Annotated in this window: 27 protein-coding genes and 1 tRNA gene; 11 read left to right on the top strand and 17 right to left on the bottom strand. The window is 61.8% G+C overall.

What is annotated here, in order from left to right; genetic code table 11:
• Positions 1-205 precede the first annotated feature (205 nt).
• The gene (locus JQ628_RS09580) at positions 206-1,648 is read left to right on the top strand and encodes an MATE family efflux transporter (protein WP_212222200.1); all 1,443 of its coding nucleotides are present in this window, start codon (positions 206-208) and stop codon (positions 1,646-1,648) included.
• 128 nt (positions 1,649-1,776) lie between these two features.
• Here JQ628_RS09580 and JQ628_RS09575 read toward each other — a convergent pair whose 3' ends face one another.
• The 7 genes from JQ628_RS09575 to JQ628_RS09545 form a co-directional block, all read right to left on the bottom strand.
• Positions 1,777-2,301, bottom strand: a complete 525-nt coding sequence (locus JQ628_RS09575) for a hypothetical protein (RefSeq protein ID WP_212222198.1) — start codon at positions 2,299-2,301, stop codon at positions 1,777-1,779.
• 170 nt (positions 2,302-2,471) lie between these two features.
• Positions 2,472-2,873, bottom strand: a complete 402-nt coding sequence (locus JQ628_RS09570; RefSeq protein ID WP_212222197.1) for an SRPBCC family protein — start codon at positions 2,871-2,873, stop codon at positions 2,472-2,474.
• A gap of 176 nt (positions 2,874-3,049) precedes the next feature.
• Positions 3,050-3,409, bottom strand: a complete 360-nt coding sequence (locus JQ628_RS09565) for a VOC family protein (RefSeq protein WP_212222195.1) — start codon at positions 3,407-3,409, stop codon at positions 3,050-3,052.
• A gap of 56 nt (positions 3,410-3,465) precedes the next feature.
• Entirely contained in the window at positions 3,466-4,305 is an 840-nt protein-coding gene (locus JQ628_RS09560; RefSeq protein WP_212222193.1) for a helix-turn-helix transcriptional regulator, read from the bottom strand.
• Between the two features lie 9 nt (positions 4,306-4,314).
• Positions 4,315-4,896: a methylated-DNA--[protein]-cysteine S-methyltransferase gene (locus tag JQ628_RS09555; RefSeq protein WP_212222191.1), complete on the bottom strand. Its 582-nt coding sequence runs from the start codon at positions 4,894-4,896 to the stop codon at positions 4,315-4,317.
• Between the two features lie 248 nt (positions 4,897-5,144).
• Positions 5,145-5,480 carry a hypothetical protein gene (locus tag JQ628_RS09550; protein WP_212222190.1) on the bottom strand — a complete coding sequence of 112 codons (336 nt, stop codon included), beginning with the start codon at positions 5,478-5,480 and terminating at the stop codon, positions 5,145-5,147.
• 281 nt (positions 5,481-5,761) lie between these two features.
• On the bottom strand, positions 5,762-6,544 hold the full coding sequence (locus JQ628_RS09545) for an LON peptidase substrate-binding domain-containing protein (protein WP_212222188.1): 783 nt from the start codon (positions 6,542-6,544) through the stop codon (positions 5,762-5,764).
• A gap of 334 nt (positions 6,545-6,878) precedes the next feature.
• On the opposite strand from JQ628_RS09545, the gene JQ628_RS09540 reads away from it, so the two are divergent.
• From JQ628_RS09540 to JQ628_RS09515, 6 genes are all read left to right on the top strand, one after another.
• Positions 6,879-7,157, top strand: coding sequence for a hypothetical protein (locus tag JQ628_RS09540; RefSeq protein WP_212222186.1), 279 nt, complete (start codon positions 6,879-6,881; stop codon positions 7,155-7,157).
• 113 nt (positions 7,158-7,270) lie between these two features.
• A complete protein-coding gene (locus JQ628_RS09535) occupies positions 7,271-7,759 on the top strand; it encodes a hypothetical protein (RefSeq protein WP_212222259.1) in 489 nt (162 codons plus the stop codon).
• Positions 7,760-8,181: 422 nt separating this feature from the next.
• Entirely contained in the window at positions 8,182-8,388 is a 207-nt protein-coding gene (locus tag JQ628_RS09530; RefSeq protein ID WP_212222184.1) for a hypothetical protein, read from the top strand.
• A 95-nt stretch (positions 8,389-8,483) separates the two neighbouring features.
• Positions 8,484-8,888, top strand: a complete 405-nt coding sequence (locus JQ628_RS09525) for a hypothetical protein (protein WP_212222182.1) — start codon at positions 8,484-8,486, stop codon at positions 8,886-8,888.
• 108 nt (positions 8,889-8,996) lie between these two features.
• Positions 8,997-9,992: an Fn3-like domain-containing protein gene (locus JQ628_RS09520; protein ID WP_212222180.1), complete on the top strand. Its 996-nt coding sequence runs from the start codon at positions 8,997-8,999 to the stop codon at positions 9,990-9,992.
• Between the two features lie 2 nt (positions 9,993-9,994).
• The gene (locus tag JQ628_RS09515) at positions 9,995-11,020 is read left to right on the top strand and encodes a hypothetical protein (RefSeq protein WP_212222178.1); all 1,026 of its coding nucleotides are present in this window, start codon (positions 9,995-9,997) and stop codon (positions 11,018-11,020) included.
• A 110-nt stretch (positions 11,021-11,130) separates the two neighbouring features.
• Here JQ628_RS09515 and JQ628_RS09510 read toward each other — a convergent pair whose 3' ends face one another.
• Positions 11,131-11,829, bottom strand: a complete 699-nt coding sequence (locus JQ628_RS09510; protein WP_212222176.1) for a hypothetical protein — start codon at positions 11,827-11,829, stop codon at positions 11,131-11,133.
• Positions 11,830-12,072: 243 nt separating this feature from the next.
• On the opposite strand from JQ628_RS09510, the gene JQ628_RS09505 reads away from it, so the two are divergent.
• The 3 genes from JQ628_RS09505 (at position 12,073) to JQ628_RS09495 (ending at position 12,733) form a co-directional block, all read left to right on the top strand.
• Positions 12,073-12,146 (top strand) — tRNA-Gly (locus JQ628_RS09505).
• Positions 12,147-12,264: 118 nt separating this feature from the next.
• The gene (locus JQ628_RS09500) at positions 12,265-12,495 is read left to right on the top strand and encodes a type II toxin-antitoxin system HicB family antitoxin (protein WP_212222174.1); all 231 of its coding nucleotides are present in this window, start codon (positions 12,265-12,267) and stop codon (positions 12,493-12,495) included.
• Between the two features lies 1 nt (position 12,496).
• Entirely contained in the window at positions 12,497-12,733 is a 237-nt protein-coding gene (locus JQ628_RS09495) for a type II toxin-antitoxin system HicA family toxin (RefSeq protein ID WP_212222172.1), read from the top strand.
• 87 nt (positions 12,734-12,820) lie between these two features.
• On the opposite strand, the gene JQ628_RS09490 is transcribed toward JQ628_RS09495, so the two are convergent.
• Genes JQ628_RS09490 through JQ628_RS09480 form a run of 3 tightly spaced genes read right to left on the bottom strand, consistent with a single transcriptional unit; the run spans position 12,821 to position 16,253 of the window.
• Complete coding sequence (locus JQ628_RS09490; protein WP_212222170.1) at positions 12,821-14,704, bottom strand: hypothetical protein; 1,884 nt, start codon at positions 14,702-14,704, stop codon at positions 12,821-12,823.
• Positions 14,701-15,213 (bottom strand): ABC-three component system middle component 2, encoded by a 513-nt coding sequence (locus JQ628_RS09485; RefSeq protein ID WP_212222168.1) that lies wholly within the window; start codon positions 15,211-15,213, stop codon positions 14,701-14,703. The genes JQ628_RS09490 and JQ628_RS09485 overlap by 4 nt, the downstream gene beginning before the upstream one ends.
• Positions 15,198-16,253 (bottom strand): ABC-three component system protein, encoded by a 1,056-nt coding sequence (locus JQ628_RS09480; protein ID WP_212222167.1) that lies wholly within the window; start codon positions 16,251-16,253, stop codon positions 15,198-15,200. The genes JQ628_RS09485 and JQ628_RS09480 overlap by 16 nt, the downstream gene beginning before the upstream one ends.
• Positions 16,254-16,507: 254 nt before the next feature.
• Between JQ628_RS09480 and JQ628_RS09475 the strand changes: the two genes are divergently transcribed.
• Complete coding sequence (locus JQ628_RS09475; protein WP_212222165.1) at positions 16,508-17,065, top strand: hypothetical protein; 558 nt, start codon at positions 16,508-16,510, stop codon at positions 17,063-17,065.
• Between the two features lie 71 nt (positions 17,066-17,136).
• On the opposite strand, the gene JQ628_RS09470 is transcribed toward JQ628_RS09475, so the two are convergent.
• The 6 genes from JQ628_RS09470 to JQ628_RS09445 form a co-directional block, all read right to left on the bottom strand.
• Entirely contained in the window at positions 17,137-18,321 is a 1,185-nt protein-coding gene (locus JQ628_RS09470) for a cytochrome P450 (RefSeq protein WP_212222163.1), read from the bottom strand.
• A gap of 81 nt (positions 18,322-18,402) precedes the next feature.
• Entirely contained in the window at positions 18,403-19,194 is a 792-nt protein-coding gene (locus tag JQ628_RS09465; protein WP_212222161.1) for a helix-turn-helix transcriptional regulator, read from the bottom strand.
• Positions 19,195-19,291: 97 nt separating this feature from the next.
• The gene (locus JQ628_RS09460) at positions 19,292-19,642 is read right to left on the bottom strand and encodes a RidA family protein (protein WP_212222159.1); all 351 of its coding nucleotides are present in this window, start codon (positions 19,640-19,642) and stop codon (positions 19,292-19,294) included.
• Between the two features lie 86 nt (positions 19,643-19,728).
• Positions 19,729-20,049, bottom strand: a complete 321-nt coding sequence (locus JQ628_RS09455) for a cupredoxin domain-containing protein (RefSeq protein ID WP_212222157.1) — start codon at positions 20,047-20,049, stop codon at positions 19,729-19,731.
• An 11-nt stretch (positions 20,050-20,060) separates the two neighbouring features.
• Positions 20,061-20,582: a DUF4142 domain-containing protein gene (locus JQ628_RS09450; RefSeq protein ID WP_212222257.1), complete on the bottom strand. Its 522-nt coding sequence runs from the start codon at positions 20,580-20,582 to the stop codon at positions 20,061-20,063.
• Between the two features lie 99 nt (positions 20,583-20,681).
• Positions 20,682-21,371 carry an RNA polymerase sigma factor gene (locus JQ628_RS09445; protein ID WP_212222155.1) on the bottom strand — a complete coding sequence of 230 codons (690 nt, stop codon included), beginning with the start codon at positions 21,369-21,371 and terminating at the stop codon, positions 20,682-20,684.
• Positions 21,372-21,422 lie beyond the last annotated feature (51 nt).

Genomic DNA, 21,422 nt, shown 5'->3' with positions numbered 1-21,422 from the left:
AAAGGCGGGCGTCTCGAAGGATGGCCACAACGAAGTCGCCTCATCGAGTCCTCGCTCATATGCGATAGCCCTGCCGCGTGCGGGGAGAGGTGGAGCGTGAGGCAATCCCGCAGGCCCCCATTGCGGTTTCCGCACGTGGAATCGACACCTGCCGTGCTAGACACCCCGCGGCGCGGCACCGAAGACTGCGCGCGCGGGAGCAGAAATGTCCGACATCGGCGTTGCCGAAATACCCGTCGACGAGGAAGAACGCCCGCTGCCGCCACCGCCGCCGCCGGTGCAGAACGCGCTGCTGGACGGGCCGATCCTGCCGACGCTGCTCTGGCTTGCCTGGCCGAATGTGATCGCGCTCACCGCCGGCACCTGCGTCGTCATCGCGGAGACTTCCTATATCGGCCGGCTCGGCGTGGAAGCCCTCGCCGCGATGGCGCTGGTGTTTCCTACCGTGATCCTCACCATGACGATGTCCGGCGGCGCCATGGGCGGGGCTGTCGCGTCTTCGATTGCGCGCGCGCTCGGGGCCGGCGACAGGGATCGCGCCGCGATGCTGGCCTCGCACGCGTTGCTGGTCGGCATCGGTTTCGGTCTCGTCTTTATGCTGGGCATGCTGATCTTCGGCCCAAGATTGCTCGAACTGCTCGGCGGCCGCGGCAATGTGCTGGCGCTGGCGATCTCGTATACGCAAATCTTCTTTGGCGGCGCCGTCATTCCCTGGCTGATGAACACGATGTCCGGCATTTTGCGCGGCACCGGCAACATGAAGCTGCCGTCCTCGCTGATGCTGTCCTCCGCGATCTGCCAGATCATCCTGGGCGGCACGCTCGCTCTCGGGCTCGGGCCGATTCCCTCGTTCGGCATGCGCGGCGTCGCGGCGGGATCGCTGATCGCCTACACCATCAGCATCTCCATCATGGTCTGGTATTTTTTCTTCTCCGGCCGTGCGCGCGTGGTGCCGAAGATCAGAGGCCTGAAAATTCAATGGGCGATGTTCATCGACATTTTGAAGGTCGGCGCGATCGCCTGCTTCTCGCCGCTGCAATCGGTGCTGACCATCAGCATCTTCACCCACATGCTGGCCGGCTTCGGCACCGCGATCCTCGCCGGCTACGGCATTGGCGCGCGGCTCGAATTCATGCTGACGTCGATCGCCTTTGCGGTCGGCATCGCCTCGGTGCCGATGATCGGCATGGCCGTCGGCGCCGGGAAAATCGCGCGGGCGCGGCGGATCGCCTGGATCGCCGGTCTTGTCGGATTCGCATCGGTCGGCATATTCGCAACCGCCTTTGCGGTCTTTCCGGATGTCTGGATCGCCATTTTCACCGATGACGCGAGCGTGCGCGCGACCAGCCGGCAGTATTTGTCGACGGCCGCGCCGATGTACGCCTTCCTGGGCCTTGCGACCGCGATGTATTTTTCCTCGCAGGGCGCGGCCAAGGTGCTCGGCCCCGTGCTGGCGCAGACCGCGCGGCTGGTCTTCATCGTCGCCGGCGGTTTTTGGCTACTGGCGCACGATGCGACCGCGCAGGACTTTTTCGTGCTGACGGCGAGCTCGATGGCGCTGCTGGGCCTGCTGTCCTGCGCCAGCGTGATCCTGACGCGCTGGGGTCCGAAGCGAGGTAACGTGAAAGTCCGGCCGGCGTTGTTGTAGGACCGTCATTGCGAGGAGCGAAGCGACGAAGCAATCCATCTATCCCCGTGGGGAAAGCTGGATTGCTTCGCGGAGCCTGTCATCGGGCGCGCATTCGCGCGACCCGTTGGCTCGCATTGATGGGAGAACTACCGCCGCTTGTGCCGTCGCCCAACTCGGCCGCCGCCCATGTTCACCATCCGCATCAGTTGCGGGATCATGGCCATCATCTCGCCGCCGCCCATGCCCCCCATCATGCCCATGATGTCGCCGCCGCCGAAACCGCCCATGCCGCCGGGGATCATGCCGCCATAGCCGCCGGGAATCATTCCGCCCATGCCGCCCATTCCGCCACTCATGGCGCCGATGTCGACCGGCATTCCGCCGCCGCCAAAGCCACCCATGCCGCCACCCATCATGCCGCCGAAACCGCCGCCACCGCCTTCCATCATGCGGCTCATCATCGGCCCCATGGTCTGCATCATCATGGCGAAGCGGCGCTTGCCCATCTTCGCCTTCATCATCTCCAGCATCGGCGCCATCTGGGTCATCATGTCTTCGCCGCCGCCTCCGCCGCCAAAACCGGCGAACTGGGCTTTTGCGGGCATCGAGCTCAGCGTAAACAGCAACAGCAGCGTGGCGGCCTGGCACACCACCTTGTCGGCACCGGTCATGGCAAAACTCCCCGTGCGCCGCGCCGCGGAAGGCGGCGCAGTCGGGACGCACCGGGCAAGGCTTAAGGAAGGCACGGCCGGCCTTCTGTGAGAAAAATCACACTCGAGCATGATCCGGAAAGTGGATACCGGTTTTCCGAAGGAGATCATGCTTGCAAAAAATAGAGCTTTTATGCAGCGCCGCGGCCGAGCGCCTTCTGCATGGCAGCGGCGCCCAGATCCATCTGCGCATTCATATAGGGCGCCACCTCATTCGGCAGCACGTCGACGATCCACACCAGGCGGCTGCGTCCGTCGGCCTCGGCAAACACCTGCACTGATGCGCTGTGCTGCGTCAGCCGCTCGCTCTTGACGGCGTAGACCAGCCGTTGCCGCGTGTCGTCGCAATCCACCAGCACCTCGCGCGCCACCGTGCCGTTGGAAAAGGTGACGATACGGGCATCGCCGTCGAGTTTTGTGTCGGTTACGAAGCCGGGCACCAGCCGTGTATGCAGCGCGCCGAAATCGCGCAGCGCGTCCCAGACCGCGGAGGGCGGCGCGTCGATGATGATGTCCTTGTGGATGGAAGCCATGAGAAGCTCTTTCTGTAGGAGTGACGTTGCCAGCCCCGTCATTGCGAGCCAACGGGTCGCGCGAATGCGCGCCCGATGACAGGTTCCGCGAAGCAATCCAGCTTTGCCACACGAAGAAAGCTGGATTGCTTCGTCGCAAGTGCTCCTCACAATGACGGAGGTGAGAGCGGAGCAAATCAGGTGCAAACCGCCTCGACATTGTTGCCGTCAGGGTCGATCAGGAACGCCGCATAATACGTCGGACTGTAATCGGCGCGTGGTCCGGCGCCGCCATTGTCGCGGCCGCCGGCCTTCAATCCTTCGGCATGGAATTTCTTCACCGCGTCATGATTCCTGCCGCGGAAGGCGACATGGGCGCCGGCCGCCTTCCCGCCCTTGTGCAGGTGCAGCCAGAGCGCCGGTGCGCCTTTCGGCCCGAAACCCGCGCCGGAATCATCGCGCGAGCACAGCTCGAAGCCGAGCGGGGCGAGGGCCGCCGTATAGAAACGAATGCTGGCGTCGAGATTGCCGACGCGAAGTCCGATGTGATCGTACATGAAGCTCTCCAGTTGCAAGCGCGCGACAATTGCGCGGGGTACTGGAGCGACCTTAGTCAGTTCAGCGCGAGCCGTTCTTGGAAAATCTTGCGCATCCCTTTTGACGCCTGCCGGAACTTCAGCGGCGAGGTGCCGGCGGCGCGATGGAACGTGCGCACGAAATTGGAGAGGTCGGCAAAGCCGACGTCATAGGCGATATCGGTGATCGGGCTGTCGTCGTCGGCCAGCCGCCGCGCCGCGTGGCGCAGCCGCGAGCGCACCAGATATTGATGCGGGGTGACGCCGAGCACATCGGAGAACAGCCGCAGGAAATGATACGCGCTGATGCCGGCTTGCTTGGCGGCATCGTCCAGCGCAATGTCGCGATGCGAATTGGCATCGACCCACAGCGCGGTCTCCACCGCCCGGCGGCGGTCGCGCAGGCCCGCGGTCGGCGCCTTGGTCTTGCGCCCGGACACCGCTTCGACAAAGCGGCCGGCAAAGGCGTGGGCGACCTCGTCGAGGCCGATATCGCTGTTGCCATCTGCCGCCGTCTGCGCGAGCTCGGCCAGCACCATCAATTCCGGCAGCGGCGGCACCGCGCCGACCCGCCAGATCGCGCTGGCGTCCCCGATGGTCTCGACCAGCTCGGGTCCAATGAAAAACGACAGGCATTCGTCGCCGCAGACATGGTCGTGCGTGCAGACATATTCGTCGCCGGGATAGCCGACCAGGATCGAGCCCGCGACCAGCTCATGGAAGCGGCCGCGGCAACGGCAGCCAAAACTGCCCTTGCGCACATAGGAGATCGAATGGGCGGGAAACGCTTCCGCAAACGGCTTTGAGCCCGGTCCCGCGGTGCAGCGGAATTCGGTCACGGCAATATGGTCGCGCTCGAGCAGCGTCCTGCGGTGCATACCGCGAATTTAATTATGCGGCCGTGGCGGTGCAACGGGCGGCAACAGCACCTCGAACAGGGTCTTGCTCATGGTGGGATGCGCGCCCTCGATCGTGAGCAGCCGGCGCTTGGAGATCACCCCGCCATAGGGCGAGATCTTGTCGGCGTAATTGCCGGCTTCCAGCACGCGGTGGCAGGGCACGATGATCATGAAGGGATTGCGGCCGATCGCCTGCGCCACCGAATGGACCGCGCCCGGCACGCGCACGCCGCTTGCGACTTCGTCATAGGTGCGCGTCTCGCCGCGCGGAATGGTGCGGGTGAACTGGTAGACGCGCTGGTTGAAGTTCGGAATGCCGGAGACGTCGAGCGCCACGTCGGAAAAGTCCGCGTCGCCGCCGCGCAGCAGCGCTGCGATGCCTTCGATGGCGATTTCGGTGTTCAGCGGCGGCCGCTGCTCGCGCGCCTCGGGATAGAGCCGGTACAGCCGGCGGCGGGTATCGATCTCGCGCGCCTCGGGAAGCTGCACGCCGACAATGCCGGATACGCCCCATGCGATGCCGCATCGGCCGATTGCGGTGTCAAAAACCGTGTACCCATACCCCGACATGACGCCACCCAACCCCGGCGGAGATCATAACACTGTCATAAACCGGCGCATCCGGAATCTTCATATTCGGTTAAGGATGCCGGCTGGGTGTGGCGGCGCCGGCACGGCGCGGGCGGAGAAGAGTAGGGTGGGTTAGCCGGAGGCATAACCCACCTTTCTTGCCGCCGCGGCGGGTTACGCCTGCGGCTAACCCGCCCTACGAATCCGCCAAACAAAAAGCCCGCATCGCTGCGGGCTTCCTGTCGTCGTTACCAGCGATAGCCGCCGGTGCCGAAGCTGAACGAGATGCCGGGGCCGCCGCCGTAGTAGCCGTAGGGCCGCCCGTAATAGCCGTAGCTGTTGTAGTAGCGCGGCGCGTAGGGCCGGTAATAGCCGTGCCGGTGGAAGTGGTGATGGCGATGCATGCCGTGGTGGTGTCGCCAGTGATGATGCCGTCGCTGCGCGCTGATATCGGTCGACCGGCTCGCTTCGGTTGTCGGCTTTGCGCTCGTCGATTTCGCCGCATCTGCGCCTGCCGCATTCGCGGCCGAACCGCCCATCAAGGCAGCGGCGCCAATGGCCAACGCGATCATCGTCTTCTTCATGGTGTGCACTCCAATTCAGTTGTGCCGCGACAACGGATAGAGGCCAGCGCACGTTCCGCCCGCCAACATTAAATGACCGATAAGTCCTTGAACGTACGTTCAGATTCGAACTCGCGATGCGACGATGTGCCGCCCGGCCATTGGTCGCATCGCGCGCAACGCTTTGCGCGAGCATGATCCGGACCCGAAGGGCCGCGTTAGCGCAAAGTGGGCACCGGTTTTCCCTCGCGACAAACGCGAAGCGTTTGCGCGGAGATCATGCTCAAACAAAAGGACAGCGCTTAAGCCGCCAGCATCGACTCCACCTTCTCCAGCCGCGCCACCGGATCGAGCGTTGCCAGCAGCATCTGCCGGTCTGCCAGCGAGACCGCGATGTGCGGCCCGATGACATCGGCCAACAGACCGGGATCGCGCAATTGGTGCAGCGAAGGCCAGGTCCATGGCGACTTGATGCCGCGCGCCTCGATATAAACCTTGAACCGCTCGAGCGCGCGGCGGATCAGCTCGGGTGCATCCGCGACTTGCGCCTCAGTGATGTCGCCGATGTCGGCCTGGTAGGCGTCGCCCTCGCTGAGGAAGCGGTGGATCGTGACGCGCCGCTCCGCTTCCGCCAGCACCTTCGACGTGCCGTCGGGCAGCGGAAGCAGATGCAGCAGCCGCGCCATCACGCCGACTTCGTAAAAATCCTCGGTCGTCGGCTCGTCGATCGCAGCATCCCGCTGGATCGCAACGACGACTTCACGCCCCTGCTCGAAGGCATGTTCGAGCGCGCGCATGGTCCTCGGCCGGCCCGCGAACAGCGGATAGACGCCGGTCGGGAAGGGCACGAAATCGCGCAGCGGAATGGCCGGGTAGCGCCCCGGCACGACAGGTGCGGCGGCCGGCAGCGCCGCGCCTTCGCGCCGACCGGCCTGGATCAGCGCGGACAGCGTATTCCAGTCAGCCGCGCCGAGCATTTTTGAAACCAGCTCCAGGCTCTCGCTGTGGCTGATGGTCAGGGACTTCTGGACGAGAGAGTGGCGCAGCGTCTGCGCCATAGCCTTGGCATCGCGAAAATCGCGCATGGGTAGCGTCCTTTGCTTGGGAGCGAACCAGATGCGTCAGGTGGTTGCGTTGCTGACCCGGTCGCTCGGGCAAAGGAAAGCCAAAAGGCTCGATACGTTCACCGTACCCGAAGGCGCAACCGGCCGGCCGTATCAACCGTGATGTGATGTTAACCCAGCCCGGACGGCTGTCAATTGCGAAGCCGCTGGGCGGATCGCGCCGTCTCGTATGAGTTTGAACGATCTGCCTCGTGTTAACGACCAAGAGCCGGCTTTGGCAGTCACATCGAGAGTTTGGCTGGCGGCATTTTAGGTGGGTTGGAGCGCCATCTGAAAAGCCAATCGGGCAGAGATCATGTTCGACGTTCTGATGAATCTCCTGGTTGTTCTGTCATTCGGCTTTCCCGCCGTGCCATGGCTGTTTGGTGCGCGATGGGGGTCGAGAGGAGTTTGGCTCGGCGCAGGATGTGCCGTCGTCGTCCTGCTGTGTTTTTTTCCGGTATTGTTCTGGGTTGCATGCGGTGCCTGTGGGCAGGGCGCGATAGCCATCTTTGTGCTGGGGCCGATCTGGATTGCTTCGGCATTGCTGACGGTCACGTCGGCGGCGTTCGCCTACTACAAATTCGCGCGCTGATTTCCGCAAAATCGCGAACGCGCTGGGGCGCCTTCGCCTCGTTTAACCATCCGTTAACCATAACCATTCATGATATGTTCGTGTGTTGAGTGTTCGCGACGGGCTTGAACGACATGGCGCAGCGTACGTCCAGAGCGTCAGTTGGAGGGGATGAGGCCGTCCTGCGCTTTCCCTCATCGCTGGCACCGGACAAGGGAGCGACGGCTCTCGATCTGGTCTATCAAGCGGCCGATGTCTTCCGCGGCATGGAGAAGCACGCCCGCGAGACGGAAGCCCGTGCCCAGTCGCTCTGCACGAACGCCCTGGAAAGATTGCGGCTTGCCGAGATGCGGGCGGAAGCCGCCGAGCGGGCACAGCAGGAACTTATCGTTACCACCGAGCGCAGGCTACAGGATGCGTGCCGGGCGCTGGAACAGGCCCAGTCCTGTATTGAAGCTCAGAAGCACAAGTTGACGGCGATAGAGCTTCGCGCCGAAGCCGCTGAAGCCGAAGCGCGGCAGGCCGAGGAAGCGCTCGCGCTCATTGAAACGGCCATTCGCAAGCGCCTGCTTTGTGCAAATCCGTCGGTCGAATCCGCTTCAGCTCACCCGGCCTGGCCATAGCAGGCGCCACGAGCGAATGCACTCCTGCTGTCGTGGGCTGGCACAGGGCCATCGCATATGGCCCATGAGCGTGTGAGCGAGCCCGGCCTTCATGGCTCGAGACGCGCCGCAAGCGGCGCTCCTCACCATGAGGGTCCTAGGATTTTACTGCGAAACAAGACCTCATCCTGAGGAGCCCGCCAAAGGCGGGCGTCTCGAAGGATGGCCACAACGAAGTCGCCTCATCGAGTCCTCGCTCATATGCGAGAGCCCTGTGCGCTGGCGGGCGGCCGGGACCGAATGACCGACAGGAGCGCGCCAATTAAGGAAGGCCGAGCCGAACGGTAACCATTTATTAACCATGTTGGGTTATCCGGATGGTTGGGCAGTCGGGGCGCGTGTGCTGGCTTTGCGGGCCAGCCGGTAAGTGTAGGCGTGGACCCATGGCCCTTGACCCCGAAGAGTTCGTCACCCTCAAAAATCACGGCTCGATGAAACTGCGCGCGGCAGTTTCGCGCGCGATGACGTTGCTGCCCAAGGAACGCAAGCGGACCACCATCGTCCGCAAGGGCAAACCGGCGATCCTGAATTTCGATCAGATCAGGAAGCTTGCGGCGCAGTGGGACAAACGGCTCGTGCCGACGGACTGATCAGAGCATGATCCGGAAAAAGCCTGCCCCGCACTTGATGCGGGGTGGATACCGGTTTTCCGAAAAGCCTGCCGTCGGGCTCGACCCGAGGGATCATGCTCAAACAAAAAGATAGAGGGGATGACTATTCGAAGAAAAGTCATCCAGCTCTGGTTTCGCTGCTGGCCACAGCATACCCCGATATCTGCACCACACTTATTCCAGCGATCCCACGATATCACCGTCTTGCTTTCCCGTTTAGCTGGTGTAGGATGGTACGTGCTGAGCTCAAGTTGTTTCAACTGAGGGGCGAGCTCGTGTTCTCACTTATCAAGGACCTGGGCGTCCGTGTCGCCGCGAAGCAAGAGGCGGTGCCGTTCCTGATCGCGTTCGCGATTGCGGAGTTTTTCTTCAAGTTCAAAAGCTTCACGCTCGAATGTCTCGCATTCCTGGCGGTCTGGTGTGTCTTGAGCTTTCTCCAGTCTCTCGTCTTTCCGCACAAGGTTCGGTCTAACACCTGATCCGCAACGACCGGTGTTCTACATGCAGGGAAGCTCTTTCATCGCTCGGTTTCTCCTTTCGCTATACGGGCGCCTCGTGCGGTCACGAGGGGTCCAGCCGGTAGACCCGTGAAGCTGCTGCGATTCCTGCTTGAGCTCTTTCTCAAGCTCCTGAAGGGGATCGCCTACGACTGGGTAGTCGCGCTCATCGACATCGTCCGGCTCATCCTCGAGTTCTTGAGGAAGCTCTTCCGGCCCAAACCTCCTCACTCCGAAACGAACACGACGAACACGGGGTGCGCCTCGGTGGACCACCCGTCGTTCCACCGGCCCGACCCGGTAATCTACTCTCAGAAGTACCTTCTCAGTCTTGGGCTTGCGGTGACGTGGGACAACCCGGACATCGCCCTTTTCAAGAACGGCGTCCAGGTCTCCGAGGGCGAGCTGCTCCCCAATACCGAGTACGAGATCCGGGCGACCATCCGGAACAACTCCTACGACGCGCCGATCGTCGGCTTGAACGTCGACTTTTCGTTCCTGACTTTCGGTGTGACCACCGTCGCGACCGCCATCGGTTCGAGGGTCGTGAACCTGGGTGTGAAGGGGGGCACTCAGCATCCGGCCGTCGCCCGCATACTTTGGACGACCCCTCCCACCGGCCACTACTGCATCGTCGTGGCGTTCCAGTGGGTGGACGACGCAAATCCGAACAACAACGTCGGGCAGAACAATGTAAACGTGGTCGCCGCCACTTCGCCGGCCACGTTCACGTTCCAGCTCCGCAACCAGGACGAGAAGCAGCGCTCCTATCGGATGGAAGCGGACACCTACACCTTGCCGGAGCTGGCCGATTGCGGCGCGCGCCCGACCAGGCGCCAGGATAACGTGCAGAAGTGGAAGGAGGTGCAAGCCCTCCACAACCGAGCCAACCATCCCGTGCCCCCGGATTGGACCGTCGCGTTCACCCCGCCCGCCGTCACGTTGCACCCTGGCGACGAAGTGGACGTTACCGTCGCCATCACGCCGCCGGCGGGGTTCACCGGCCAGAAGGCTTTCAACCTCCACGCGGTCATGGACAACGGCGTCTACGCCGGTGGTGTGACCGTTTACGTGACCAAGGCATAACCATGGCCTTCAAGAAATACACCACCTGCATCGAGCCCGAGCACTACGTTCTCGACTTCGGCACCCACCTGCTCGGCTACGCGCAACTGGTCTTGTTCGCCCTGTCGGTCGGCTTCGCTGCGTTCGCCATCATCACGATCGCCGGAGGTCCGGTTGCCATTATCGCGGTCCTGGCGTTCCTGACGGTCTGGATTTCCGTGTTGCTGTGGTATCTGCACGGTCGACTGATCTGCCTGGGGCCGGACGACAGAAACTGCGCCATCATCGGGGCGGTCAAGAGCCATGGCCAATCCGATCCTTCCTGGGGCGAGAAGTACGGCGACGACGACTACACGATGAACCTTTGGCTGGCGCCCGGGCCGCTCACGGACTCGGAGCCGGAGGAGGAGTATTGGAAGGCACCCCAGGGCCACCTCGTCGCTGAAAACCCTGAGATACTGAACATCAACAAGCACTATCCGGATCGCAAGTACGTCAAGTTCCTGCACTGCGAGTTCGAGGGGAGCGGCATCCACGACCGGCTCAATGCGCTCTACGGAATCGTCGCGACGTTGTTGGCAGCGCTCCTCATCCCGGGCTTCTGGATCGTCTCCATCATCCTGGGGCTGCTTCTGATCTTCGGGAAAGGGATCTTCGGGTCGAAGGGCCAGCCCGGCTCGGGGACGCCTCTCGACGTGGGAGTGAACCCCGGGTCGCTCGACGGAGGCGCCATCGTCGTGGTCGCCGGCAGCTGGATTTATGACTCGGGCCATGAGGGTTGGAATGAGATCCACCCTGTCATGGCTTGCCAGGTCATCGGCCACTTGCCCGCGGACGGCTGGAAAGGCTTCGTCTACACCGACGAAGACACTCAGCTACAGTTCACGCTCGACACCGTGGACAATGTGGTGCGCTTCCGCGAGTTCTGGTGCGGAATGCTGAAGGGCGCGCAGGACGCCGAAGACGGCGGTAACCGGGACGACCCGGCGAACGACTGGGTCATCCACCCGTTGGTCGATGGCTGCAAACCGCCGCCCATCATTCTGTGACGCGCCCGAGGTGCGCTTGCACGAGTGACGGAACCTGCGGAGATGATTGCCTGCCATGCACTCGATCAATGGTCGGCGCGACCGGGCCGCTCGCCGGCGGCACAAGCCTTTTACCTCCCCGGCCGCTTGTCGAGCACGATCTCATAGGGCGGCGATTGGTGCGACGGTGCGTCCTTCGGAAGCGTCTCCCGGGTCTCTGCCCAGTAAATCAGCTCGGCCTTGTCTTTCCTGACGCGCCACATGGCGAAGACGTTCTTGATCTCGGGCCGATCGACCGGCACGATCCGCGTAGCGACCATGAACTCGCCCGGCGGCTGGATTGCGGTGCCGGTGAGATCGAGGTAGGCGAGCCCGCTGGCAAGGCTGGTGTTTGCGCGCGACGACCAGCCGATGTCGAGCTCCTCGTCGAAAGCATCGGTCATCAGCATCGTCCCGTCGGCGCGCGGATAAGGCAGCACGAGCCGCCTTGCATGACGGCCGCGCGCGTCGTCGGCGAGATAGTAGACCATGCTCTGGAAGTGATCGGGATCATCGTCCGGCTTGCGAACATGACCGGTGTCATCGCGATGCGGCAGGCGGTTGATGTCAGGCGCATTCTCCGGGCATCCAACCCGGAACATGCGCCGTTTCCCCACATGCCATGGCTCGGGATCACGCAAGGTGCGCTGGTGCGGCCCAATGCAGCTATGCAATCTGGCAATCGCGGGCGGCAGCTCGTGGCGATAGGTGTAGACCGGCCCGCCGGCGAACGCCTGCAACGAGAAAGCCGTGAGCCCGGTCAGGATGAGCGCGGTACGCAGCATGATCACGTCCAACTCCTGTGTAGTGCCGTGAGAGTGCTGCAAGGTTCAGCCACTGTTGCCGGCCGCGCAGTCGGGGGAATGAACCCTCGGGCAAAGGGAGGCCAAAAGGCGCGATACGTTCACCGTGCCCGGAAGGCGCAACCGGCCGGCTGTATCAACCGTGATGGCATTTTAACCCGCCCCGGACGGCTTTCGTTTGCGATCCCGCTTGGCGGATCGCACCGTCTCGGCTAATCAGGAGAGGCGAACGCGGGCGTAGTTCAATGGTAGAACGGCAGCTTCCCAAGCTGCATACGAGGGTTCGATTCCCTTCGCCCGCTCCAATACGCCTTCTGAATCAAGGCGCGTCTCCGGCGCTCATTGATTTGACCGGCGCAATTGATTTGATACGGTAAATGGCGTTGTTTCCGTTCAATTGCCGTGGGCAACAGGAGCCACATCATGGCGGCAAGCTACAGCTATTCCGTCATTCTTGAGCCGCAGGAAGGCGGTGGTTTTACCGTGCTTGTCCCGGCCTTGCCCGAGGTCGTGACCGAGGGCGACACCGAACAGGAAGCGCTCGCCAACGCCGAGGAGGCCATCCGCGCAATCCTCGAATATCGGCGCGAACAAGGAATGGCGCCTCCGTCCGACGCTCAACCCGAAATTCGCCACGTCACGGTAGCCGCCTGACATGGTCGGTGGACGGCTGCCTGCCGTCAGCGGTAAGCGCGTTATCCAGGCACTCACGAGAACGGGTTTTGTCGTCAATCGGATTGTCGGCAGTCATCACGTTCTTGTCTATCCCGGAGACCCGACGCGAACAGTGACTGTTCCTGTTCATGCCGGGCGAGACTTGAAACCCGGCACGCTGCGCTCGATCATTCGACAGACCGGCCTGACCGTGGAGGAGTTCACAGAACTTCTGTAGAATCGCGGGAGGTTCGTTGAAGGCATAGCCCGCCGACAAATGAGATGATGGCGGATGATGCCTTCGGCTCGAATTCGCCCTGCGGGCTTAGTTCGTCCGCTGCGGGAATAGCCCGAACCGTCCGGTAGACGGATCACCTGTGAAGGTTTCGACGCGCGCAACCGAACTAAGATTTGTGGGCAGATCGACATTTTCGACGACGATGATCTGGCCGACTTTGGCTACTTCGGCCAAATGTTCGAAAAAGAAGTCCTTCAGTGATGTGTTTCGGAGTGCTTGCTCATCGGCGCTTAATGCACCGTCCTTTTTGTTCTTTAGCGGATCGCGATAGGTGAGCAGCGGCGTGTCCAAGATAATGAAGCCAGGATGGGGAAGATTGCGCTCTCGGCAAAACATAAGCAATGCAACCTTGAATGCGGAATGCGTGACTGCGCGTACACCTTTGCCGTTGTCGCGTCGAAGCTTGCCATCGATACGTAAATCGTAGGCGCCCTCATCGAACGAGACGCGACGCTGGCCAGGAAACTGCCATTCCGTAAGCACCTTGCTAACGGTTTGCGCAAAATCGTCCATCACGGTCCCGGGCGCGCCCAGTATTGGCTTGTCGGCTTTCGTTAAGGGCTTTGCTTTGGCAAGCGCCTCTTTCCTTTCGGTTAGTGATGCCCGTTGCTGCAGAAGATCGAGGCCGCGCTTTACGCGATCACGCACCTCTAGAACTTCGTCGAGCCGCTTCTTGCTTGCCGAGGCGCTTGGAGCCATCCGCGATAAGTCAGTCTCAATTAGCTGCAATTCGTCTTCGAGCTCCTTGAGAGACCTCCCTAGCTGCAAGCCTTCGTTGTTCATGTTTTGAATGGTGAACTGCAGCTCGGATCGCTGTTTTTTGATCTTGGAGATTTCTGCGTTTGCACCTGCGCGCGCCCGCTTAATGTCGTCCATTCCATGCGAATGGGCTTGATCGTCAGGTGACGCGCCACATAAGGGACACGGCTGATCCCCGGACAGGGACAACAGGAAGCCAGCCTCTTCAATGGATTCTAGTCGCTTAATGTCGGACGCGTAAACATCCTCAAGCTGCTCAAAGCGCCCGAAATTCAGCTGGATCTCACCTTGCCGCTGCGTCGCCTGGAAGATTTCGCGCGCCAATCTATTCTTCACTTGAAGTTTTTCACGAATGGATTCTTGCGCCGCTTGAGCTTCGTTCTGTGCCTCTGCCCAGGATTGCTCCAGCTTCGCACTTTGCTCTTCCAATCCTTCCGCGTCGGGAAAGTCGGCTTCCAACTCGTCATTCACCGATTTCAGCAACTCATCGATCACTTCGATCTTGGCTGTTGTCGAGGTCCTGAACGTCTTCCTGTCGGTCACAGTTACGACCGCGCTGTCATCCTGACCGGTTAGCATCAGCTTCAAAACACTGTGCTCTTCGGTGATGCCAATCACTTGACCGGATTCAACGGGCGAAGTCTCGCTTTGGATCGCGGTCTCGTCGATAAGGCAATATCGGACGAGATCGCGAAAGCTGAGCGATCGCTTCTTGCCATACGAATCTTGTGCGATAGACCTTGCAGACAAGCCCAGTTCGTTCAGCAGAAACTGGGACATGTTGTCGGGTTTGGCAGCGTTATGCTTTCCCGAGAGCTTTCGACGATCCTTCCGCTTGGGATCGGCTTCAAACACGCTGCCGGGTAGCAGCTCAAAGGCACCTCCGGCTAATGCGCGCATAAATGTCACGTCGCCGGATTTCGGGAGTGTGAGGTTAAGCCATGCTTGGTTGTACCCATCGCGTTCGGCGATATCCGGCAATGCGCTTCCACCGCCGAGCATAAAATCGACCGTTTTGACGGTGAACGATTTGCCTGTGTTCGATGCGCCCCAAAGCACGTTTAGCTCGGGGCCGAATGACACGCCAGCGGGTTGCTGTCCTTCGCCCGTAAAAGTGAGACCCGAGAGAGTTATGCGTGGTGCTTGTGTCATGTGGTGCTCGGGGTGCCCGCTTCTCCTTGGAATTCTACTGCCCAGCGGCCAATTCGGGCGGAGATCAATCCAGCAAGATCTGAGTCAGAGGTGCGCCCCACGAACGATGCGAGCCAGGCGGCGCATTCCTTCAACTCAATCGAATACTCCGTGCGTAGCGCCTCCACAAACGCGGATGCATCTTCGCTCGCACGATAGGTAATTCCGCTCTTGTCGACGTTTGCCTCGATCATGTGCAGACGCCGCATAAGCTTTATTCCGTCCTCCACAAGCCTGCGGCGAACAAGCAACTCTCCTGTCCGCTGCGGAATGTCCGGGTGCAGGCTGTGCGGCCCACCGATGTCACGCGTGTGAACAACGAGATGATCGAACCACGTCAAATGTGCGAGATCGAAGGCGCGAGGATGCAGCGCGTCGAGAACCACGACAGCGCGCACGCCAGTTTCTAAGGTGCTGTTGAAAAGAGGAACCGATTCGGATGGCTCGGCAATAGCTACTTCTTTCGCCATTTAAGTTTCCCTTCGTTGGCGAAATGGTGACAGATGCCTTGTTTTACTGGAACGCGTGCGTGTCTCGATAACACCCCAGAAGGCTGAATGTTCGCGGCTTGGGACATCACCGCATTTGCTCGCGCAAGTGAGTCATCGTGCTTTGCGGTGTGTGTATCGGTGACACCATGATAGATGTCATCGCGAAGTAAATCGATTTCCTCGCTCATCGTGTTGTCGCGATAAAAACGCGTGAAAGCGTCGGCATCGAAGAACCGCTCGCGTTGCATCGAAAGATGCGGGCCGTGATCGTCGTGATCTTTCACCTCGCGGTGATCCGCGTAGGCGCACGAGTCCCGTTCCCCGTATGCGTCCAATAGTTGGCGAACGTAAGGCATTTCGCGGTCTTCAAGATCGATCGGGACAACTCCCTTCGGAGCGGGTTCGGGATTCTCCTTGAACCGTTTCGCCATAATAATTTTGCCAGCGGGATCGCCCAGCATATCGTCGACCGAAATGACAGAGACGCAGGAGAAGTCCCACGCTTCGATGAACGTCTTCAGCGAAGGCGTGAGAACGACAACTGCTGTCTTCGTGATGGTTTTTGCGCAGTAGTTATCCCACGTGTCGATAAGCACCTTTTTGAGTTGGCTAGGCTTCGAAATATATTCACGCAGGGGGCGCACGACACCCTTTGGCGCGACGAAAAAGTATTTCGTGGGAGCGGTAAATTTGCCTTCGTGCGCGAAGTAAAGAATTTTTCCCAGTTCGCCGAGTCCTGACCCAAGGGGAACCGCTTTGCCGTATTGCTTGCACTGGTAGTTGTGCCAGTCGCCCTCATGCTTTGCCTTGGTAAGGTACCCAACGACATCGCGTCCCATGTCGCCGGGGCCGGAAAAGCGCTCGACACCAAAGTAACCCTTTTTGAGGAGAGCCCACTCGCGGGCGAACTTTTCAAGCTCGTCGCTGGGCATCACCAGGATGTGACGTTCTGGATGTATTAGAGTCATGCGGCGGTGTTTGGCGGGCTCGGCGAGCTTGATTCGCTGGAGTATAGGCATGTAACGAGGCGCTGTGCCAAGGCCCAGAACATGTGATTGCTCGCCTTTCCAAGTTGGTATTCGAGCAGTTGCGGGTTTTAGCCAATGCGTTTCCGTCTCGCTATTTTATTGCGATGCAATAGTGCTCAGTCATCGAAAATTCCATTTCGTTCGTACTCTTTCTCAGCGGGATGATTTAGGGTTTCGGCATCATCCGCCAGAGCGCAAGTATTGACTCGGATACGCGCTTCGTTCGTCAGGTGCAGTTGACTGCCATGCTCACCGCTGACACCTCCGGAAGCAGCCTCCTCAAGATCGCCATCGGCGGCCTCGTCTCCGGCATCCTCACGCCGCTGACGCCGCTCCTGGTCGACAAGCTTACCGGCGCGCCGGGGATGTTTCGGCTGGCGCTGGTCGCGGCGCCCTTCGCGGTGCTGGTGTTTTTCGTGGTCCGCCGGTGCAGCGCCAATCCGGTCTGGGCGGCGCTGGTGGCGGCGGTCGTCACCATGATTGCGTTTGTTGCCGCGGTGAACGCGGCCGTGTTCATCGACGGGCAGGCCAAAGGCGCGGTTTCGGTGATGCGCAACATCCTCGCCGGGCTTTCCGGCGGGCTGGTCGGGTCAGCGGTGATGGCGCTGGGGATCGCGTTCCTGCCGGCGGGGCCGCGCAAGGCGGCGGCTTGGTGGCCGATGCTGATGACGGGGGCTGTGTTCGGGCCGCTGCTGGCGCTCGACAGCGCGCTCGGGCTCGATCAGACCTCGGTGCTCTATCCGGTCTGGCAGGCCGCGGTGGCGCTGCGCTTGTCTTTGATATTGCAGACGAAATCGGCTTGAGCGCTAAATTCGGCCGATCGAGGCCGCGCCGCCGGTCCTACTGTCCATGGGGTTGTTTTCGACTTTTTGAGTCAGGCCGCCCCCGCGATGCGGCAAACGTCCCAAGACACCGGCAGATCGATCAGCCCGCGAAAGGCCCAGCCGCCGATGCGCGGCGGCGCGGCCAGCCGCAGGTTTTGCAGCCGCGCAAAGATCGTGGGCAGCGCGACGTCGGCGACCATCGCGCGCGAGGCCCAGGCGCCGGCGCAGAAGTGCGGACCGGCGCCGAAGGCGATGCTCTTGCTGGTATCGCGCCGCACGTCAAAGGCTTCCGCATTGGCAAAGTGCTTCTCGTCGCGGTTGGCGGAGCCGAACATCAGGAACACGCGCTCTTCCGGCTCGAACTCGACATCGCGGATCTTCCAGGGCCTTGCGATCCGCCGCGGCGACATGCCGATCGGCGAGATCCAGCGGGCGTATTCCTCGAACGCCTGCATCCACGAGATGGCGCCGCTCCGCGCCAGTTCGAGCTGGTCGGGATGCGTCAGCAGCGCCCACACCGTGCCGGCGATCGCATCGCGCGGCTCGTTCTGGCCGCCGGATATCGACAGCTTGATATTGGCGCGCACGCTCTCCATCGGCATGCCAGATTGCAGCATCACCCCGAGCAGGCTGAGGTCGGGCTTCTTCGACAGCACCGGCAGCATGTCGTCGATCGCCGCATCAATGCCTGAGGTCGCGGCGTTGCAGCGCGCTTCCACCGCGGGGTCGCCGGCATAATTGGCGATGCCGTCGATCATGCCTTGCGACCAGGCGTTCATGTCCTGGAAGCGCATGTTGGTGAGCCCGGTGATCGACTTCAGGCATTCGGCCGAGAACGGCAGCGCAAAGGCCTGCACGAAATCGATTGATGGCACCGGCTCGAGTTGGTCCATGATGCGGTCGGCATGCGCCTGAAACTGCGCGGTCCAGTGCGTCTTCACCGTCTTCGGCGAGATCGCCGGAAAGATCGCCTTGCGCTCGTCCATGTGCGCTTCGCCGTCCTTGCGCATCATGTTGTGGCCCATCAGCCTGTTCATCAGCCCCTGCGGCTGGTGCGACGAGAACACGTCGACCTGCTTCTCCGAGACGAAGATGTCATCGCGGCTGCACAGCAGCGTTGAGCCGAGCTGCGGCACGGAGACGATCGGCGCTTCCTTGCGGAAGCGGGCCAGCATGGGGTAGGGGTCCTGCCAGAATGCGGCGGGATCGATGTCGATGCGGGGCGCGGTGCTCACGGGCGAATCCTCGGGGCTCTCCAGCGAACATAGCCGGGCGGCCAGCGCCGGTCTGTCCCCACCGCTGGGGACAGCGCCCGTTCAATTCAGGCTGCGCGAGGCCATCAGGCGCAGCACGATGCCAAAGAGCTCGTTCTGCGAGGAGATGCCGAGCCTTTCATAGGCACGCTTGCGGTAGGTCAGCGCCGAATGCAGGCTGATGCCGAGCTCGGCCGCGATCGCCTCGGAGGAAAGGCCGGAGAGGATGCGCAGGCACACCTCCTTCTCGCGTCCGGTCAGCAGCGCCAGCGGCTGGCCGGTCGCAAACAGCGTCTTGAGCCGGCCCATCGGATCGCCGTCCGCCGTGGCATCGAGCTGGAAATGCCGCGCCACCGCGGCGCTCACCGCCGGCGCCACCGCGGAAAGGCGGCGAATTTGCTCGGGCGTGAAGCGGCCCTGCGCGGTGATCCGGTAGAAATTCACATAGAAGCAGGTGTCGTCGACCCAGATTGCGGTGGCGAACTTGTCGACGATGTCGGAGTCGTCGAAAAAGATCTTTCGGTAACTGTCGCTGTAGGCGCGGCGCGCAAATGTCGGCAGCAGCACGGGCGCCGCCTCGCCATGCCCGGCAAAAATCGCGTCGCGGTTCGGGTCGGATTGATGAAAGTGCCCGGCATAGGCGATGCCGAGATCGCGCCCGGTCGGAATGTTGCCGGCATCGAGCAGGCAGGCCGAACGCTCGCCCTCGAAAGAAAACACCATGCAATGGCCGACATCGGCCACGCGCCGCAACGCCGAGATCAGCGCCTGCGGGAACGTCGTCCGTCCGATCGCCAGCACGGCCGGCGTGATGTCGTTGATGGCAAAATTGTTGAAGGCTGCGCTTGCCTTCATGGTGTCCTCCCGGTCTTCTTTTCGGAAGAGACTACCAGCCACGGCGCTGCCGTGGAAGCGCCGCGGCACCCACGGAGGGCGCCACGGCGTCCAAAAATTACTTCGCCGCGACCACCATGATCTCGACGTTGTATTGCGGCGCCGCCAGCTTGGCTTCGACCGTGGCGCGGGCCGGCGTATTGCCCGCCGACACCCAGCCATCCCACACCGCGTTCATCTCCTGGAACGTCTTCATGTCGGTGATATAGATGTTGGCCGAAAGCAGTTTTGACTTGTCGCTGCCGGCCTTTGCCAGATGGCCGTCGATGATCGACAGGATCTCTTTGGTCTGGTCGGTCACGCTGCCGCCGGCCGACTTGTTGGCGACGACGCCCGCGAGATAGACGGTGTTGCCGTGAACGACGACCTGGCTCATGCGCGGGCCGGTCTCAAAACGCTGGATGCTCATACAGTTCTCCCGGTGAAAAGCCGGGCATCCATAGCGCGGCGGCACGTGCTCCGCTACTGCCGTTTTCCGGGGCGGGCCATGCCGGGTTAAGGTGCGACAACAAGTACAGCCTTCATGTTGGGATGGAAGCGGCAGTAATATTCGATCGTGCCCGGCTTCTTCAGCACCGAGGTTACGGTCTTTTTCGCCGGCATCATCACGTCGAAATCGCCATTGCGCGCGGTTGCCGTGTGAACGAACACGTCCTTGTTGACCCATTCGATGGTGTCGCCGACCTTTGCCGAAATTTCGGCCGGCGAGACCACAAGGTTCTCCATCACGACCTGAATCGTCGCCGCATGCGCCGGGACGGCCATCGCGCCAACAAGGAGCAGGGCCGCGGCTACGAGGTGCCGTCTCGACAGCATGGGCTTCTCCGTCACTTCAGGTTGGCTGCGACGTGTTCGGCATGCTGCTGATGGCCCTGAAAGATTTTCAGCCCCGTCTGCAGCAGGCCCTTCAGCTCGGCGTTGGTGGCGGACGGAATCAGTTGCGTCTCCAGCGCGCTGTTGACCGCCTTGTGGTAGGCAACCTCGTTGGCGACATAGGCCTTGTCGTAGGCGGGGCCGCTCAGCTTGGCGAGTTCGGCCAGCTTGTCGCTGGCCTGCTTCGACAGCGTCTTGCTGGTGTCGTTGTCCTGCGGCGTTACGTTGAGCTTCTTCACGAGATCGAGCGCCTGCTTGTTCACGGCCTCATGGTCGCGCACCATGTCCTGCGCAAATGCTTTTACGTCCTTGTTGCTGGCTTTCGAGATCGCCTGCTTCGCCGCGGTGATGTCGATCACGCCGGCGGTGTAGGCGATATGTGCGATCTGCGGATCGGTCGGTTTTGCCGCTTGCGCCATCGCAGCGCCCGACATCAGGCTCAATGCGGCAATCGCCGCGCTCAAACGAACGAACATCATCTGACCCTCCTGTGACGCCGGCCGCATCGCCGCGCCGGCGGGGTTATTGGTGCACAGGAGTTGGATGGCGCCGGTGCGCGGAGGTTCCCGGAAAATTTACGTGCTGTAGCCGAGCCGTTTCAGCACCGCCTCGGTCAGCCGCTCGCAGCGCCGGCCGGCAAATGGAAACGCTTCCATCACCACCGGCCCGATCTTCTTCTCGACATTGTCGCGCAACAGGTTGCGCGCGCGGTGCAGCCGCGTCTTCACGGTCTCGGGCTTTAGTCCGAGCAGCTCGGCGGTCTCCTCGACATTCATCCCTTCCATCACGCGGGTGATGAAGACGAGGCGGAACGGCTCCGGCAATTCATCGATGGCGTGCTCGACGACATGCTGGATTTCACGCTGCGCCATGGATTTTTCCGGATCGTCTGGGGAGGCGAGAGGGAAGGGAATGATCTGCGCTTCCGGCACGCTCTTCTCCAGCGTGGACCATTCCACGGAAGGCCGCTGCCGGCGAAGGCGGCCGAGCGCCTCGTTCATCGCGATCCGCGACAGCCAGGTGGAGAGGCTGGAATTGCCGCGGAACTGTTCGAGATGGGTGAAGGCGCGTACATAAGTGTCCTGCACCACGTCCTCGGCCTCGGCATCGTTACGCAAAATGCCGCGGGCGAGACGAAAGAGCCTGCGGTTGTTCGCCTGCATGACGGCGCGCACGGCGGCCTCGTCGCGGGCGAGGGAACGGCGGACCAGTTCGGCATCGTCGGTGCCGGCAGCCGTAATCTCCGGAGCTTGGGCCTGGCGCATGGCATTCCCGTTAACACAGTGGGGCCTGGCTTTGGATGCGGCTGTCGCGCC

Source organism: Bradyrhizobium lablabi (assembly GCF_018129385.1).
GTDB classification, from domain to species: Bacteria; Pseudomonadota; Alphaproteobacteria; order Rhizobiales; family Xanthobacteraceae; genus Bradyrhizobium; species Bradyrhizobium lablabi_C.
This window is presented reverse-complemented; position numbering and strand designations above follow the sequence as displayed.

Excerpts from the sequence above, each read along its gene's own strand:
- JQ628_RS09580 (WP_212222200.1), top strand. The coding sequence starts at position 206 with ATGTCCGACATCGGCGTTGCCGAAATACCCGTCGACGAGGAAGAACGC.
- JQ628_RS09575 (WP_212222198.1), bottom strand. The coding sequence starts at position 2,301 with ATGACCGGTGCCGACAAGGTGGTGTGCCAGGCCGCCACGCTGCTGTTG.
- JQ628_RS09570 (WP_212222197.1), bottom strand. The coding sequence starts at position 2,873 with ATGGCTTCCATCCACAAGGACATCATCATCGACGCGCCGCCCTCCGCG.
- JQ628_RS09565 (WP_212222195.1), bottom strand. The coding sequence starts at position 3,409 with ATGTACGATCACATCGGACTTCGCGTCGGCAATCTCGACGCCAGCATT.
- JQ628_RS09560 (WP_212222193.1), bottom strand. The coding sequence starts at position 4,305 with ATGCACCGCAGGACGCTGCTCGAGCGCGACCATATTGCCGTGACCGAA.
- JQ628_RS09555 (WP_212222191.1), bottom strand. The coding sequence starts at position 4,896 with ATGTCGGGGTATGGGTACACGGTTTTTGACACCGCAATCGGCCGATGC.
- JQ628_RS09550 (WP_212222190.1), bottom strand. The coding sequence starts at position 5,480 with ATGAAGAAGACGATGATCGCGTTGGCCATTGGCGCCGCTGCCTTGATG.
- JQ628_RS09545 (WP_212222188.1), bottom strand. The coding sequence starts at position 6,544 with ATGCGCGATTTTCGCGATGCCAAGGCTATGGCGCAGACGCTGCGCCAC.
- JQ628_RS09540 (WP_212222186.1), top strand. The coding sequence starts at position 6,879 with ATGTTCGACGTTCTGATGAATCTCCTGGTTGTTCTGTCATTCGGCTTT.
- JQ628_RS09535 (WP_212222259.1), top strand. The coding sequence starts at position 7,271 with ATGGCGCAGCGTACGTCCAGAGCGTCAGTTGGAGGGGATGAGGCCGTC.
- JQ628_RS09530 (WP_212222184.1), top strand. The coding sequence starts at position 8,182 with ATGGCCCTTGACCCCGAAGAGTTCGTCACCCTCAAAAATCACGGCTCG.
- JQ628_RS09525 (WP_212222182.1), top strand. The coding sequence starts at position 8,484 with ATGCTCAAACAAAAAGATAGAGGGGATGACTATTCGAAGAAAAGTCAT.
- JQ628_RS09515 (WP_212222178.1), top strand. The coding sequence starts at position 9,995 with ATGGCCTTCAAGAAATACACCACCTGCATCGAGCCCGAGCACTACGTT.
- JQ628_RS09500 (WP_212222174.1), top strand. The coding sequence starts at position 12,265 with ATGGCGGCAAGCTACAGCTATTCCGTCATTCTTGAGCCGCAGGAAGGC.
- JQ628_RS09495 (WP_212222172.1), top strand. The coding sequence starts at position 12,497 with ATGGTCGGTGGACGGCTGCCTGCCGTCAGCGGTAAGCGCGTTATCCAG.
- JQ628_RS09490 (WP_212222170.1), bottom strand. The coding sequence starts at position 14,704 with ATGACACAAGCACCACGCATAACTCTCTCGGGTCTCACTTTTACGGGC.
- JQ628_RS09485 (WP_212222168.1), bottom strand. The coding sequence starts at position 15,213 with ATGGCGAAAGAAGTAGCTATTGCCGAGCCATCCGAATCGGTTCCTCTT.
- JQ628_RS09480 (WP_212222167.1), bottom strand. The coding sequence starts at position 16,253 with ATGCCTATACTCCAGCGAATCAAGCTCGCCGAGCCCGCCAAACACCGC.
- JQ628_RS09475 (WP_212222165.1), top strand. The coding sequence starts at position 16,508 with ATGCTCACCGCTGACACCTCCGGAAGCAGCCTCCTCAAGATCGCCATC.
- JQ628_RS09465 (WP_212222161.1), bottom strand. The coding sequence starts at position 19,194 with ATGAAGGCAAGCGCAGCCTTCAACAATTTTGCCATCAACGACATCACG.
- JQ628_RS09460 (WP_212222159.1), bottom strand. The coding sequence starts at position 19,642 with ATGAGCATCCAGCGTTTTGAGACCGGCCCGCGCATGAGCCAGGTCGTC.
- JQ628_RS09455 (WP_212222157.1), bottom strand. The coding sequence starts at position 20,049 with ATGCTGTCGAGACGGCACCTCGTAGCCGCGGCCCTGCTCCTTGTTGGC.
- JQ628_RS09450 (WP_212222257.1), bottom strand. The coding sequence starts at position 20,582 with ATGTTCGTTCGTTTGAGCGCGGCGATTGCCGCATTGAGCCTGATGTCG.
- JQ628_RS09445 (WP_212222155.1), bottom strand. The coding sequence starts at position 21,371 with ATGCGCCAGGCCCAAGCTCCGGAGATTACGGCTGCCGGCACCGACGAT.